At 45.0% G+C, this 16448-nt stretch carries 10 protein-coding genes; all 10 read left to right on the forward strand.

Features of this window, described 5'->3' with window-relative positions; translation table 11 throughout:
* The first annotated feature begins 11 nt into the window (after window positions 1-11).
* The 10 genes from WH37_RS14815 (at window position 12) to WH37_RS14860 (ending at window position 16430) form a co-directional block, all read left to right on the forward strand.
* Window positions 12-2153 (forward strand): hypothetical protein, encoded by a 2142-nt coding sequence (locus WH37_RS14815; RefSeq protein ID WP_046231358.1) that lies wholly within the window; start codon window positions 12-14, stop codon window positions 2151-2153.
* Between the two features lie 96 nt (window positions 2154-2249).
* On the forward strand, window positions 2250-2768 hold the full coding sequence (locus WH37_RS14820) for a hypothetical protein (protein ID WP_046231359.1): 519 nt from the start codon (window positions 2250-2252) through the stop codon (window positions 2766-2768).
* Between the two features lie 106 nt (window positions 2769-2874).
* Window positions 2875-3147, forward strand: coding sequence for an alpha/beta-type small acid-soluble spore protein (locus WH37_RS14825; RefSeq protein ID WP_046231360.1), 273 nt, complete (start codon window positions 2875-2877; stop codon window positions 3145-3147).
* 173 nt (window positions 3148-3320) lie between these two features.
* Complete coding sequence (metK, locus tag WH37_RS14830) at window positions 3321-4523, forward strand: methionine adenosyltransferase (RefSeq protein WP_046231361.1); 1203 nt, start codon at window positions 3321-3323, stop codon at window positions 4521-4523.
* A 257-nt stretch (window positions 4524-4780) separates the two neighbouring features.
* Window positions 4781-5677 carry a hypothetical protein gene (locus WH37_RS14835; protein ID WP_046231362.1) on the forward strand — a complete coding sequence of 299 codons (897 nt, stop codon included), beginning with the start codon at window positions 4781-4783 and terminating at the stop codon, window positions 5675-5677.
* Between the two features lie 233 nt (window positions 5678-5910).
* Entirely contained in the window at window positions 5911-10272 is a 4362-nt protein-coding gene (locus WH37_RS14840; RefSeq protein WP_046231363.1) for an Ig-like domain-containing protein, read from the forward strand.
* 320 nt (window positions 10273-10592) lie between these two features.
* Window positions 10593-13304 (forward strand): stalk domain-containing protein, encoded by a 2712-nt coding sequence (locus WH37_RS14845; protein ID WP_046231364.1) that lies wholly within the window; start codon window positions 10593-10595, stop codon window positions 13302-13304.
* Between the two features lie 203 nt (window positions 13305-13507).
* On the forward strand, window positions 13508-14668 hold the full coding sequence (locus WH37_RS14850; RefSeq protein ID WP_046231365.1) for a sensor histidine kinase: 1161 nt from the start codon (window positions 13508-13510) through the stop codon (window positions 14666-14668).
* A gap of 8 nt (window positions 14669-14676) precedes the next feature.
* Entirely contained in the window at window positions 14677-15405 is a 729-nt protein-coding gene (locus WH37_RS14855; protein WP_046231366.1) for a response regulator, read from the forward strand.
* A 434-nt stretch (window positions 15406-15839) separates the two neighbouring features.
* Window positions 15840-16430 carry a P-loop NTPase family protein gene (locus WH37_RS14860; protein WP_046231367.1) on the forward strand — a complete coding sequence of 197 codons (591 nt, stop codon included), beginning with the start codon at window positions 15840-15842 and terminating at the stop codon, window positions 16428-16430.
* The last annotated feature ends 18 nt before the right edge of the window (window positions 16431-16448 follow it).

Here is a 16448-nt window from a genome sequence, read left to right on the forward strand (position 1 = left end):
GTGATATTTTAATGCAGACGGTTGTTTCTGGAAGCCCGAAATTGAAATGGCGTTTTTATGTAGCTATGTTGTTAGTTGTAGCTTTGGTTTTCCCTACGTTACCACCTATGAGTGAAGCGGCCTCTACGGCAAGCAGTATTAAACCTGTGTACATAAACAGTAACTCTTACGTGAAGCTGGATAGCGCGGATATCCTGTCTACAAGCAAAGGGAAGACGGCCAGCTTTACGATCACGCTTTATAACGGGGGAAGCAAAGCTATTAATCTTCAAGACTATTGGTTCCGTTTAGCTTCTACTAGTGGGACGAAATATACCTTGTATATGCTGGACAGTGATAAAACGAAAAAAACTGTTCAAGCAAATTCAAATGTAACATTGACTTTTTATAGTGAGCTGCCATCGAGCATGACTTTGCCAAAGCTTATTTTTAAAGTAGTGAAGTTTGATTTCAACGTTGCCGGTTATGAGAAGACATTAGGACAATTCAAGTTTCCATCAGACTATTCTACAGATGTTAAAGCAGGTGGTTATACCTCTGTGAAGTTGAATAGTACTCCTGTAAATATTAGAATTAGCAAATCAACTATGTCGACAAGCACAGATAATAATACGGTTAATATTGAGCTTGCTATGCGTAATACGAGTAGTTCGGAGCTTTCGATTGCCAATTTGCAATTTTTGGCCCAGTCTGCGGCTGGTGGGATGTATAAAATGAAAGTGACTTCGACAACCTCAGGAACAGCAGAAGCTATCGTATTGCGTCCAAAGATTCTTGAAAAGATTAAATTAAGTATTACTCTTCCTAAATCTGTTTCTACAAAAGGGCAAAAGCTAGTCATTACACAAGGAATTAGTTCTGGGTCAGGTGAAAGTGCTTCGACTTTATCATTACCTGTTTCGAAAATTGGTTATAATCTGAAAACAGCAAATACCACAACAGCAACAAATTATGAATATATTAAAGATGATTATACTTATAAAATGAACGTAGCTTCTATTCAAAGAAACACATGGGGTGGTGAAGACAGCCTGATCGGTAAGCTTGTTATTACAAACACAAGCTCCAAAACAGCTCCAATCCCAGCAGTCGAAGGTTCATTGTATCTTGGAGATAATGCAGCTGTGAAAACAACGATCATCCCATTCACAAACCCTGTAGCTATTCCAGCGAAAAGTTCTATAACGATTTATTATACGGGTACGGTTCCTACAACTACATCGTTAGCTGATTTGAAGCTCAAGCTATTTGAGAAGTCTGGCGAATCGCAAACGGAATTGGCTGCATTGAAGACTCCTGCGGCTATCGTACCGAAATCGATTGCTATTGGTAGTGAAAACAATGTTAATGATATCGGCGAAAATTTCACAGTGAATGTGATGAAAACGCAACTGCTTGAGGGCACTTCTAACAATCTTTATGCTATTTATATGGATGTTACGAATAAACAGGCTCGCGCACTTGCTACTACCAAGCTAGTTGGTTATTTGAAGACAGCTGATGGAGATAAATACGATATCAAATTGATGAAAACAAGTAACTTGATTAATTCAGGCAAGAAAGAGCAAATTATCGTAACTGCTGAGGTTCCTAAACAATTGGAATTAGGCGGGGCAACGGTAGTAATGGGTACTGCTTTTAATGCACAAGGTATTGTGAAGAAAGATGATGCTGAGATTACGGGTTTTGTTAATCCTGTAAGCTATGCTTTGCCAGAGTATAACCAAACGATAACTTCTGATTTTAGCAAAGTTCAAGTAGGGCCTTATACTATTAATATGGATAATATTATTACTTACCTGACTGATGATAAAATTGATGTTGATTTCTCTGGTCAAGTAACGAAAGACCTTAGCTATGAAGGCTTCAGTGCTAAGAAATTCACTTTCGCCATCGAGGATCAATCAACTAATTTATCCATGATTAATTCTCCATTTGAGCTTGAAGGTACAGCTGGTACAGCGGGGCAATATGTATGGAAAGTTGGCAACAACTACACTAATATTGTTCAAAGTGTAACGGATAAACTCGTTGCTAAAACGATTCAGTTGAATATCTATGAAGAAATTAATGGTTATAAAACGAAGCTAGTATCGAAAAATATTAAATGGTCGCCATACTTAAATTGGGCTGATCCAAACAATAAAGAATAGTTTACTTGAATATCGCAATTAAAATAAGGTAGTTAATTTTTGAAAAATCAGGTATCTTTATAAGATACCTGATTTTTTTTGAGAGGAGCAATAGAGTTGAAAAAAACGACAATTAGAGTGGTAATAGGCGCGGCACTCCTGTTAGTAGGCTTTGGCATCGGTTTTTTGAATCCGAAAGCAATTGAAGCAGACGGTGTGTCCACGACTCCAGGCTCAATTGACGATCCTGTTGTTACTAAAAGCTATATAGATGAGCAGCTTGCTAAATTATCTGGAGGCGGCAGCGGGGCCGGTAATGGCTCAGGCAGTTCGTCCAGTGGATCTAATACGGATTCATCACTTAAAGTAGTTAGCGTGCCTAGCGGCAAAGTGCTTCTTGGTGACGAAGGAACGGAAATCATTCTTCGCGTAGGGAAGGCGGTGGCCTACAGCTCAGACAGCAGCGGCATTGTCGATTTAACGGGTGGCAAGGATTTGGTGAAAGGCAATACAATTGCCAGCAACCATTTACTGCTTATGCCTCGCTCCGGTAGGGGAGTAACAGCAGCAGCAGGCTACACTAAATCGTTGACCGTATTGGTACGCGGTGAATATAAGCTGCAATCAGTTAACTGATTTAGTATAATTTGTGTAAGTTGACAATAGATTATACGCTTGAATAAATGCCTTGAGGTTAAAATAAGAGCACGCTCCCATCATTCAACAGTGAGGTGTTCTTATTATGAGTCGATCTAATAAAGTAGCCGTTCCACTTAGTAAAGCAGCGCTGCAACAAATGAAATATGAAATCGCTGAAGAATTTGGGCTTTACTCTTATGTTTCCCAATCATCTAGTGATGATACGGAGTTTGCGGGCGAGCTAGGGTCAGTACCACAAACTACAGGCTCAGTCCATTGGTCACAGCTTTCGACAAGACAAGCAGGTTCCGTTGGTGGAGAAATGACGAAACGCCTTGTAGCTCAAGCAGAGTCGGTTTTAAACGGCTATATTTAACCTTTACTGAAAATTAATTCTCATCGGGATAGTATCCATTGACAGGAAGCGACATTTTCGGTAACATACTTTATTAGAGAGTTGTAAAACAGCCTTTTCCCTAAGGAAAAGGTTCGTTTTTTGTTTATAAGTTATGAACTTATTTATACTAAAGCTGTAGGAGGTTGATACGGGTGTCAATTAAAGGTCGTCATTTGTTTACATCAGAATCAGTAACGGAAGGTCATCCCGATAAGATTTGTGACCAAATTTCCGATGCAGTATTGGATGCATTCCTGGAGTCAGATCCTTATGCACGTGTAGCGTGTGAAGTATCTGTGGCAACAGGTCTTGTTCTCGTTATTGGTGAAATCAGCAGTCGTGCAGATTATGTCGATATTTCGGCAATCGCGCGTCGTACAATTAAAGAAATTGGATATACTAGAGCTAAGTTTGGTTTTGACTCCAGCACTTGTGCGGTTCTGACTTCGCTTAATGAGCAGTCTGCTGATATTGCTCAAGGTGTTAATGCTGCCCTTGAAACACGCGATGGCAAAGATATTCAACAAGAAAACGAAGATATTGGTGCTGGTGACCAAGGTTTGATGTTTGGTTTCGCAACCAACGAGACACCAGAGCTTATGCCTCTTCCGATCGCTCTATCGCACCGTATTGCACGTCGTTTGTCTGAAGTGCGCAAAAACGGTACGTTGGATTATCTTCGTCCAGACGGCAAAACTCAAGTTACAATTGAGTATGTGGATGGCAAGCCGGTACGTGTTGATGCAATCGTTGTGTCCACACAGCATGCTGAGGAAATTAGCCTTGAGCAAATTCAAAGCGATATTCTTGAGCACGTTATTAAACCAGTTGTACCAGTTGAATGGCTGGACGCTGAAACAAAATACTACATTAACCCGACAGGCCGTTTCGTTATTGGTGGTCCTCAAGGTGATGCAGGTCTTACTGGCCGTAAAATCATCGTTGATACGTACGGCGGTTATGCACGTCACGGCGGCGGTGCATTCTCCGGTAAGGATCCTACAAAAGTTGACCGTTCTGCGGCGTATGCAGCACGTTATGTAGCTAAAAACATCGTTGCAGCTGGACTTGCTGATAAATGCGAAATTCAGCTTGCTTACGCAATCGGCGTAGCAACACCTGTTTCCATTAGCGTTGATACTTACGGTACAGGTAAGGTGGCTGAAGAGAAGCTGGTTGAAGTTATCAGCAACAACTTCGATCTTCGCCCTGCTGGCATTATTAAAATGCTGGATCTGCGTCGCCCAATTTACCGTCAAACAGCTGCATATGGTCACTTTGGTCGTACAGATGTGGATCTTCCTTGGGAACGCGTTGACAAAGCGGATAAGCTGAAAGCAGATGCTTTGGCTTAATTATATTTTCAAAACTAAAGCCCTTCAGAAAAAAGTTAAGAACCTCAGTTCTTAACTTTTCTGAAGGGCTTTTTCTTTGATTTGAAAAATATAGGGTCCGGAATTTGATGAAATTAAAATTTATACATATACTAGCAATCTTATAAATTAAAAAAAATCCATTTATAATATTGACTTGAATATTAAACGAGTATATTATGAAATTATGATTTAAAATGTAAAAATTTATTTTAATATATGATAAGGGGTGGACGTTTTTGAGTATCAAAAAGAATGTTAGGCGTGTAGCAGTTGCTGCTTTAGCGTCAACGATTTTTTTATCAGGCGCGACATTTACTGGTTTGACGCAAGGAGACCTTAGTCCAGCAGCTGTGCAGGCATATGGAGAAACATTGCATGTACAGGGGCCAGATGGTTTAACTTACACGGTTGCTTTTTATGCGGACGAATTGTTCGTGACAAGAGATGGGGGAACTGAGTGGATTGATAGACAGATTCCTCCAAGACATATGAATTATAGGTTTGATCAAGCTTCGTTAGTAAGTGCTCACTTTAATGGGAATAATCTTGTGGCCTGGGTCAGGTGGCCTGGGTTGGTATCTTATACTTCTACATTTCTAAACATTACTTCGAAATCAGATCGATTAGTAATAAAGGAAGGAGATCCATATACAAATATTAGATATATCAGTTTTTCTAATTTGGGTAATACGAGAAATATTGAATATTACTATCAATTTGGGGATACAGGAGCATGGGTGAAAACAAATAAACAATCAACGATTACGGTTAGAGAAAATGTGAAAATTAATATGAAAGCTATTTTGGTGAATACAGGCGAAATCATAGCCACAGATTCACATCAAGTATCAACAATTCAAATGCATGGCAGCACGCTCTCGGGGCCAGATGGGAAAAGTTATAAAGTGTCTCGTGTAAGTGGAACTAATATTGAAGTAAGGAATACACAAAATGTACTTTTGGCGAACTATCAAATTCCGCAAGGCGTTTATGAGAATATAGATTATCTGCAATATTTCTATTGGGAAGGTAATGATTTGATCGTTACAGGGTATGCTCGTAATTATGACAATGGGACCTCTCGATATATAACAATGAGGTTTAATAATCTTCCGGCATTAAATCCAAATTAATAACTTAAGTTTTGGGTATTGTTTGAATAAGAAGTCTATCTATAAAAATTTACTCATATATAAATAGCCTGCGAATAAGCATTTTCTCAATGGAGAATGCCATTCACAGGCTATTTTTAATGAGAAATGACGATTTATTCAAAATGGATGGAAATTATCCGGAAAACCTACATTTTCGGCACTAATAAGCCGACAAATAAGGTACGAGTGTAAATTTTTGGGGAGTGAATGAAATGAGTCGTTACAAAATTAGTATTCTTCTAGTATTCGTACTCTTGCTACAAATTGCATTGCCGCCTAGCAGCAGCCTTCTGACCAATGAAGTGCATGCGGCAGCTTCTGGCCCTATCATTACAAGTAAATCACCAGCTGATAATTTTGAAAATGCCGGACTAGGTGCGCCACTGTCCTTTACCTTTGATGAGAGTGTAGTAAAAGGGACGGGCTCTGCCGCTATTACGATTTACGATTACACGAATAACACACGATTTGAGACGTTTAATGTCGCAACAAGTAGCCGTGTCACCATTGATGGTACTGGCAGAACGGTTACTATTCAGCCAAGCACTTCCTTTGCGGTAGGAACGGATTATTATGTATTTATTGACCCAGGCGCATTTGTGAATGTATCCAATGGTGCGAATTTTAGCGGCATATCCAATGCGGCGGATTGGAACTTTAAAACGGTAAGTCAGGTGGACAGTACACCTCCAGACCTGCGGTCTGCGGTGTCGCCTGCTCCTGAATCAGGCGGAGCGCTTATTACAACAACCATAACGCTCCCATTTAATGAAAACGTATATACGACATATGGAGCGATTACGCTTGTATCTGCTCCAAGCGCAACGGCTTATGATTCCAGAGAGATTGCGGTCAATTCCGCGCAGGTGGTAGGCAGTGGCACCTCAACCTTAACGATTAAGCCAACTGAAGCGCTCTATCCGAACACGACCTATACGGTAACGATACCGAATCACGTGATTCAAGACAGCTCAGGCAATCGCTATGGCGGGACGACATGGCGCTTTACAACCGCGCCTGCGCCAGTTAATGCGACGGGCCTAGCGCCTGCAAATTCCGCTACTTCTGTCGGAGTAAACAGCTCTTTTAGCATTAGCTTTGATAAAAATGTGACAGCGAATGCTGGAAAATACATAAGCCTCGTTCGTGTAAACGATAACTATGCGGACCGCTACCAGGCAACGGATACTTCCCGTGTCGTCATTAGCGGCGGAAATACCGTTACCTTTACGCCTCCGAAGCTGCTCGCGAACACCCGCTATTATATTTTAATCGATGCAGGAGCCTTTACAGACAGTGCGACCGGAGACTGGTTCCAAGGTGTGTCCAATGCCGCTACGTGGAGCTTTACGACGAGTCCTGGCGACGAGACAGATCCGCCGCGGCTGCAGAGCACTTATCCTGCACATACAGCTGCAATCGGTATGCTTAACTCCGGCATTGAAATTAACTTTACGGAGCCGGTTTATCCGAGCGCAGGCAATATAGAAATTCGCAACTCGAACAATACGATATTTGCCACTATTCCCGTGACTTCAAGCTATGTAACGGGTGGCGGAACGAGCAAAATTACGATTAACCCGAATAAAGCTTTTATTAACAACTCGCAGTATTATGTGGTCATTGGCAGCGGATCTTTCCGTGATGCGGCGGGGAACTATTTCGCCGGAATTGCGGCGAACGGCTGGACGTTCCGGGTGACTCAAGATACGGTAAGGCCAACGATTGAGTCGCAACATGCCGTTAATAATACGCAAAATGTACTTACAGATGCGTATTTCTCCGCTATTTTCAGCGAGACGATTGTAAAAGGGACGGGTACGATTACGATTAGACCGGTCACACCGGCGACTGGCATAGCCGATATTCCGGCTAATTTCTACATTGATCCACACAACAGCCGTCAACTAGTCATTACGCTCCCAGCGGGAACGACGATGGCTCCAAACACGAATTATTATATCGAAATTAGTCCAACGGCTGTTTACGATCTGTCGGATAATGCATTTCTCGGAATTCAGAATGCTTATCAATGGACCTTCAAAACGATAGGTGTCGATACGACGCCTCCTGCTGTCAGCAAGATGGAAGCCAGAGGCTCCACTATCATCATGACTTTTAATGAGGATCTTAAAGCAAGCTCTGTCCCTGCCTTAAGCAGCTTCTATATTACAGTTAATGGCGAGCGGCGCGAATTGCTTTCGGCTGTTGTGTCCGGAAATACCGTTACACTGACGTTAGCAGGAACGCTCGTTAATATTCAGACGGTCAAGCTGTCCTATTCCAAGCCTACGACGACAACTGGCGGCATACAGGATCTCGTTGGCAATCAGGCGGTAAGCATTGCGAATCAGGACGTGGCATTTGCAGTAGATGCGACAGCGCCAACGCTTTCAAGCGGTACGGCAACAGGCAGCGTTGTTACGCTCACGTTTAATAAAACGCTGGCTTCTGTCAATAATTTGGCGTATCAGCAATTCCGCGTCAATATTGGCGGTGCCTCCTATACACCAACAGCTATCAACATTAATGGCTCGGTTGTCACGATGAGTGTAAATGCGACGATTTCCAATCAGTCCGTTAGTGTCTCTTACACACCGGGCAGTTATCCGCTTAAAAGCGCGGATGGAGCCAGTGTGGCCGCTTTTAGCAGCTATTACATTACGAATACAGTTGATGTGACAGCTCCAACGCTGCAAGGCGTATATGCCAGCGGCAGCACCATTACGCTGAGCTACAACGAGAGCTTAAGCACGAGCGCGATTCCGCCTGTGAGCAGCTATACAGTCAGCGTGAATGGCAGCCTCCGTTCGATTGTGCAAATTTCTGTTTCTGGCAGCCAAGTGCTGCTCACACTAAGCTCGCCCATCAGCTCAAGTGATACGATCTATGTATCGTATAATGTATCTTCACCAAGAGTAGTGGATCTGGCCGGTAATGCGGCAGCAAGCTTCTCAACACAAAAAGCATCTATGGGATCTGCAAACAGCTCGCTGTATTCGGCAGTCATTAAGGGAAATTCTCTGGTGCTTACATTCGGAGAAACGTTGAATAGCTCCTATGTGCCTTATACAACACAATTTTCCGTTATGGCGGGAAGCTCAACGGCGACAGTGTCCGGCGTGTCAATTAGTGGCTCTACCGTTACGCTGACGCTCGCAACGGCGATTGCTTCGACGAGTACGGTAACCTTTAGCTATTATGCTTCTGGAACGACGCTTCGTACTTCATCGGGCAAAATCATTGAGAATATACTGAGCCAGTCTGTCACGAACAGCTCGTCAATCATTGATTTGATTCCGGGAGAGTTTACCCAATCGTCCGATGGCGGTGTTCTAATGACGAGCGGTGCTTTTACGAAGGCTTCCTATCAGACCGCATCGGGAAAATCATCAGTGAAATATTCTATTTCAGCAGAAAAGCTGTCTCCGGCCTACCAAGCGGCAAGAACAGCTGGTCTTACGAAAGCGCGAATTATAGTAGAAATTCCGAATTCTGAAAATGCGGCTGTCGTAGCCGTGCCGCTATCGACGCTGCTGAATGCGAGCTCTATCAATACGAATCCATCGTTTGTCGTAAAATATAATGGAACATCGTATGAAATTCCGCTGGGTGCCTTGAACTATTCCAAGCTTACAAGCATCGTAGGCTCAACGGGCGAGCTGCTCATTGAGATCGAGCTTGGTACGACATCACTTACGACAGCGCTGACGAATAGGCTGAATCTATCAACGATCTCGCTATTATCGGGAATTGTACATTTTCAGCTCTATGCGGTTAGTGGTACAATGAAGAGCGAGATTACAGAGCTTAACAGCTATGCGACTTTAAGCGTGGACACATCCTTGGCCGTCACGAAGAAAAATACGGCAATCGTACGGGTTGACCCTGTTGCGGGTGCATTGACCTATGTACCGACGATGTTTTCCACGTTGAGCGGCAAGACGGTCGCTACCTTTAGAAGCAAAAGCATCGGCGCTTTTGCATTAATTAGCAATTCCGTCAGCCTTATTGATGTTAGCAATCATTGGGCTGGCCCAACTGCGCAGTCGCTTGCCAACAAAAATATTGTTGCAGCGCGCACAGGTAACCAGTTCGTTCCAGACAAGCCTATTACCCGCGGAGAGTTCGCAACTTATATTGCGAAGGGATTAGGGCTTCAAGGCAACAAGGCAGCGGCTTCCAAATATACGGACGTTAATATAGGCAGCGAGCTTGCGGCGTATATTGGAGCGGCATCGGAAGCAGGCATCGTGCTTGGCTATACGGACGGAACGTTCAAAGCAGATAAATACATTCAACGCCAGGAGATGTCGGCAATGATGACGCGCGCAGCAAGTGCAGCTGGCGCCACCATTCAACTGCCATCTTCAGCCTCTACGTATTTGCAGCCATTTACTGATCGTAACAGCATCAGCTCATGGGCGCGTACGGATGCGGCAAAAGCGATTTATACCGGCGTAATCGGCGGTAAGACTACAAAAACCTTTAGTCCTTTGACGAATGCAACCCGGGCAGAAGCAGTCGTCATGATCAAGCGTTTATTAGAGCATATTCAATTTTTAAACACGTAGTAAATTGGTACCAGCCCCGGGACACCTTGCATAAAGGTTGTACGGGGCTTTTTCTATAGCTCCATACCAATTTGGTGATGAAATCACTGGAGAGAGGACTGATGCCGCAGCGACAGGCGCTCACAGCAAGAAGCAGGATCAGAGACGAACGCTGTTGCCATACGACAAAATTCGCAAAAATCGGAAGATTAGCGGAACTTTTTGCACCTCTTTATAGTCTATATTTAATAGGCTTAGTAGATTAGGCTGCTGCCGCCATTCCTTTTTCCATATTTTCAGCATGGATGGGGCGGGCCTGAGATGGGAGAGTTGCAAAAATAATGCGCAAGTTAGTAAGAGGATACGACCAAGGTAACCGCGGAATAGGTAAAAAGGTAGCTATTGTCATAATCGGAGGAGCGTTGCTCCTGCATCCAATTTCAGAAATGGCTCCGGCAAGCTGGAAAATGTTAAAAATAGAAACGGCCGCAGCAGCGAGCAGCGGAACGCTTAAACAGCTGCTGCAGTCCTACGTTACATCAGGCGCCAAACGAATCGATTATCTTTGGACGACAACACGCAGCGGCAGAACAGCGCAAGCGAACGTCCACGTCATTGAAGTCGATCTCACGAATAAATATGTGCAATTGAATGCTTTAAGCGGCAAAAACAATACGATCGGCGATCGCGATACGATTTTGAATATGGCGAAAACAAGTGGAGCGGTAGCCGGCATTAACGGCGACGTCTACGTGACAACAGGCGAAGGCTCGCCGATGGGGGCGCAGATTACTAGCGGAACGCTCATGACGACACCGATGCAAATTAAAGGCATGTATGCTTTTGGAGTAACGAAGGACCGTCAGCCGAAAATTGACAGCTACAGCTTCAGTGGAACGGTAACGTCTGCAAGCGGATCTTCCTTTGCCCTTTCTGGCATTAACCAGTCGGCTTATACGCCGGATAGCGGAGACTCCACTTACAGCCACGCCAACACGATGTATATCTATACAAGTGCATGGGCAGGATCGGAGCGTCCAAAAAATTCTGCGGCATTGCCGACTGAAGTGTTTGTTCGCAATGGCGTTGTCGAGCAGATTTCCGATGGGACTGCGCTCACGATGGCTGCGCCTAAGGACGGATATATTTTACGCGCCAACGGTACGGCAGCTAAATTCATCCGCGCCGAGATCAAGGTCGGAGACAAGCTGAAATCGGACTACTCGTTAGTCTCCCAAACGACTGGAAGCAAAGTAGATCCTAATCAATTCGAAATGATGGTTAGCGGTCATACGATTCTGGTTAATAATGGGGTAGCATCGGCATTCTCGCGCAGCATTACAGGTGTTAGCGGAGCGGCATATCTTTCCCGTTCAGCCGTAGGCTATTCCAAGGACGGTACGAAGGTATATCTGATTACCAGCGAACAGTACGGAGACAGCAAGGGCGTGAATTTGGCGGAGCTGCAGCAGATTATGGTGAAGCTGGGCGTCTATAAAGGCATGAATCTGGATGGCGGCGGTTCAACAACGATGATCGAGCGTCCGCTTGGGCAGTTTGCCCTGCAATCGGCTCATTCTACGACGTATGGCACGACGATGCGCAGCGTCGCAAGTGGAATTGGCGTATTTACGACAGCGCCTAAAGGTGATGTCAAGGGCATTACAGTAGGCGGCACGAATGTATTGCTTATTGGGCAGCAGGCGACTTTTACGGTAAAAGGGTACGATACGTATTACAACCCGGTAGCGGTTGACGGCACCAATGCCAAATGGAGCAGCTCCTCTGCGATCGGCACCTTCAAGGGCGCGGACTTTACGGCGACAAAAGCGGGCTCCACGACAGTTAGCGTCAAGTCGGGCTCAGCGAGTGCTACATACAAGGTAGATGTTGTCGGACAAGATCAAATTGCGTCGATGACGATTGACAGTGCAGCAGGCATGCTTTCCAAAGGAGCAACCGTCTCGGTGCCCATAACGATGACCTTGAAAAATGGCAAAAGCTATAAGCTGTCCGGCGATTCGCTTAAATGGGAGTTTGTAGGCTTTACCGGCAAAGTATCGGGTGACACGCTTACTGTACAATCAGTTAATGACGGCGCAACGACAGGCTATGCCATCGGCCGTTATGACGGCTATCCAACTATGCTCCCGCTTACGCAGGGAGGCTCGGAGAAGGCGCTTGAGGATTTTGAAAATGTGAACTATGGCATTTCGACGCAGCTCACTCCGTCCGCAACGACTAAGGGCAGCGTCAAGCTGACTAGTGATCTGGCAGGCCAGACATCGGCTAAAGCTTTGCAGCTGACGTACGATTTTAGCGCAGGAACAGGGACAAAGGCGGTCTATGCTGTGTTTAACGGCACTACCGGCAAAACGATTGAAGGCTCGCCTACTGCCATGACGCTTGATGTTTATAGCGATAAGAGCCTGAACTGGCTGCGGGCGGAATTTACCGATGCTGATGGCAAATCGCATCTGGTGGACGTGGCGAAGCAGCTCAACTGGAGCGGCTGGAAGACGGTGAAGGCTGACTTGTCGTCTTATGGCATGAAATATCCGGTCAAGCTGAAACGGGTGTACGTCGTTACCATTGCGGAGGGCGCGGATGAGCGTGCGGCAAGCGGAACGATCGGCATTGACAATATGAAGCTGCAATATCCAGGTGAAGCAGTGTCTTCCCAAGCGAAAAACATTGTCATGACGATTGGCAGCAAAGCTGCTTCCATCGGAGGCAAGGCGACAGCGCTTGATGTGACGCCTATTACGCTAAAGGGCACAACCTACGTTCCAATCCGTTTCGTATCCGAAGCGCTTGGAGCCAATCTGCAATGGGACAATAAGCTAAACCGGGTGACGGTATTTGATGGCGCCCATTTGCTTGAGATGGTTATTGGTAAAAAAGAAATCGTGGCGAATGGCAAGCGTTCTACGACAGAGGTTGCGCCTATTGTGCGGAACAATCGGACGCTCATTCCCATTCGACTATTTTCGGAGCAGCTAGGACTTAAGGTAGGCTTTGATAATAGCACGAAAAAAATCACCATTAACTAGGGAAGAGCTATAGCCGGAATTGCAGGAGCGAGAGCCAAAAATATAGGAGGTTGTGCCCGGAATATATGGGCGTTCCTTCCTCTATTCCCTCTCGTTCCCGAAGCTTCGGGCAGCTAGAGTTCATGGCCAAGGAGGCGGCGGACTATGCAATTGTGTTATGATAGTCTAAATGAACCTTCTATTGGAAAGGTTGCCGATTTTTTATGGATCAACATATTTTAGATATTAACCGTGTCATTACCAATGCGACGCAGGTCATGGAGGACAGCAAATTTCAGATTTTTGAAATTTGCGAGGCTGCACGCGCTGAACTGGAATCACTCGAGCAGGAGCTCGAAGTGGTTATTCAGGAAACGGTAAGAACGATTGAGAGAGTCGATCAGCTTGAGCTGGATTACCGGCAGGCGAGAATACGTCTAACGGAAGTTAGCCGTGATTTCGTCAGATACAAGGAAGAGGATATTAAATCCGCATATGAGAAGGCGACGCAGATCCAGCTCGATTTAATGGTTTGCCGCGAGAAGGAAACGTATTTAAAATCGAGACGCGATGATCTGCAAAAGCGCGTGCGCAATGTAGAATCCTCGATTGAGCGTGCAGAGATGATCGCTTCGCAAATTAATGTCGTATTGGAATATTTGTCGGGCGACCTCAATCAGGTCACGCGTATTTTAGAATCCGCGAAAACAAGGCAGCTGATTGGCCTGAAAATTATTTTAGCCCAAGAGGAAGAGCGCAAGCGTATAGCCCGTGAGATCCATGACGGACCGGCGCAATCCCTTGCAAATATTGTCATGCGTACGGAAATTGCAGAAAGAATGTTTCTAAAGAAGGAGTTTCAGCTAGTACAGGACGAATTAGTAGATTTAAAGGGTCAAGTTCGTCTAGGACTCGAGGAAATTCGCAAAATTATTTTTAACCTTCGTCCAATGGCGCTTGATGATTTGGGACTTGTACCCACGCTGCGCAAGTTTGTACAGGACTTTGAAGAAAAAACAAAAATACATACTGTATTTGATCTTACGGGCAGAGAGATTCGAATGCCTTCCGCCATGGAAGCTGCTATTTACCGTTTGGTCCAAGAAGCCTACTCCAATGCGCTTAAGCATGCTAATGCCTCTTACGTTACTCTAGACATGGTTTATACCTCAGATTCAGTTACAATCACCGTATTCGACAATGGTAGTGGATTCCAACAAGAGCTTATTCAGGTGCATAACGGAGACAACTCGCATTTTGGGTTAGTCGGCATGCAGGAAAGGATTGATCTCTTGGAAGGGAAGATGGACATAGACTCAAATTTAGGAAAAGGCACGAAGATTATATTTAAAATCCCTATTACAGCGGAGAATAGAAAGGAGTAAGATGACGAATGAACCAAAGCGCATCTAATCATAAACGTAAAATTAAAATTTTGCTTGCTGACGATCATCAGCTTTTTCGTGAAGGATTGAAACGTATCTTGAATATGGAGGAGGACCTGGAGGTCATTGGCGAATGCGGTGACGGCATCCAGGTGCTTGAATTTTGCAACCATACAATTCCAGAAATCGTCCTGATGGACATCAATATGCCGATTGAAAATGGGGTCGTGACGACTGAGCGGCTTAAGACGATTTTCCCAGATGTGAAGGTCATTATTTTGTCGATTCATGATGATGAGAGCTATGTGTTCGAGACGCTTCGTAAAGGCGCGACAGGCTACCTGTTGAAGGATATGGAAGCGGAGGCCCTCATTAACGCTATACGTTCCGTCGTTAACGGACATGCTTACATTCATCCTAAAGTCACAGGCAAGCTGATCAACCAGCTGCGACGCATGACTTATCTGGATGAAATGGGAGTCGTGTCTGGTGCGGCAGCAGCGAAAGAGCCAGGAGTGAAATTTGTCGCTGGCGATGACAATCCATTAACAAGACGTGAGGCCGAAGTATTGCGCCTGATGGCTGAGGGCAAAAGTAACAAGCTCATCGGCGAGTTTCTGTTCATCAGTGAAAAGACGGTTAAAAACCACGTCAGCAGCATTTTGCAAAAAATGGAAGTTGATGATCGTACGCAAGCCGTTATCAACTCCATTAAGTTCGGCTGGGTTACGCTGTAACTGTTCTGACCTAAAGTGAGAGAAAGTGGGCTACATAGTGCTGCTAAAGGTGTCCAAAGGACCATGCTTTGCGAGCAAGCAGCAGCTTCTTAATAGATGAATCAAGCGTCAGAAACGAAAGATGATACAAGGAACAACTAAATAGGCAGGAAAGAAGAGCTTCCAGGACCATAGTAATATGGCTGGGAGCTTTTTTTATGGAAAAAAGGATTGAAGCTTCCACACAGGGCGTTATTTTTTTCGACAGGAGTTGTGCGCTTGTCCACCGATGTTGGAACCACTGGGCGCCCGCAGGCATATAATGCAGAACAAGACAGGTTGGGAGCAGCAGAGCGGTTAGTTGGGTAGCCTGAGTATGATGACGGGTGTGCTGTCTGGAACTTGGACGGGAAAAAGGAAACAAGCTTTAGATTATTTTTAGGAGGTGCGGTGCCATGATCAAAATCTTTTTAATAGTCGTGGGCTGCTATGTGCTGGCCGGCTTTCTGGTACATGCAGTTTACCGCTTGAAACGCCATCGGCAGCATTCCGCCAAACATTATGTGCTGCTTGCCAGTCGCCAGCATTCTAATATGGAACGGATGATTCGCTCCTTCTTCTCGTTCTCGCGCTGGATGGGCATAGATGTGCAATTGACTGTCGTAGATGCTGGTCTCAGCGAGCAAACAAGGGAAATTATACAGCGATTGAACCGTACAGCCGGAGGAGTAAACCTTTACGTAGAACGGTTTGATGGAAGCGAGTTAAGGCCTATGCCATTGAAGGAAGGGCGAGCGAACGAGCCGGAGCTGCAGCAGCATTTAAACAAGCACAGGCAAGAAGAAGAGGAATGGAGCTCTGAAGCAAAAAAGGGACTAGTGGAGCCGGAGTCCAGTAATGCTTCTAAGGGTGGGCGAAAAAAGCAGGAGCAAGCAGCTTCCAGCTTATTGTGGAGACTGCAAGCAGATGGAGTAGTAACGAAAAATGAATACCCCGTCGTCATCGATCTGCAAAATCCGGAGGATTTATCGAAGATTCCTTTTTGAGTGGAATGGTGGAGAGAG

It is taken from the genome of Paenibacillus algorifonticola (assembly GCF_000971975.1).
Classification (GTDB): domain Bacteria; phylum Bacillota; class Bacilli; order Paenibacillales; family Paenibacillaceae; genus Pristimantibacillus; species Pristimantibacillus algorifonticola.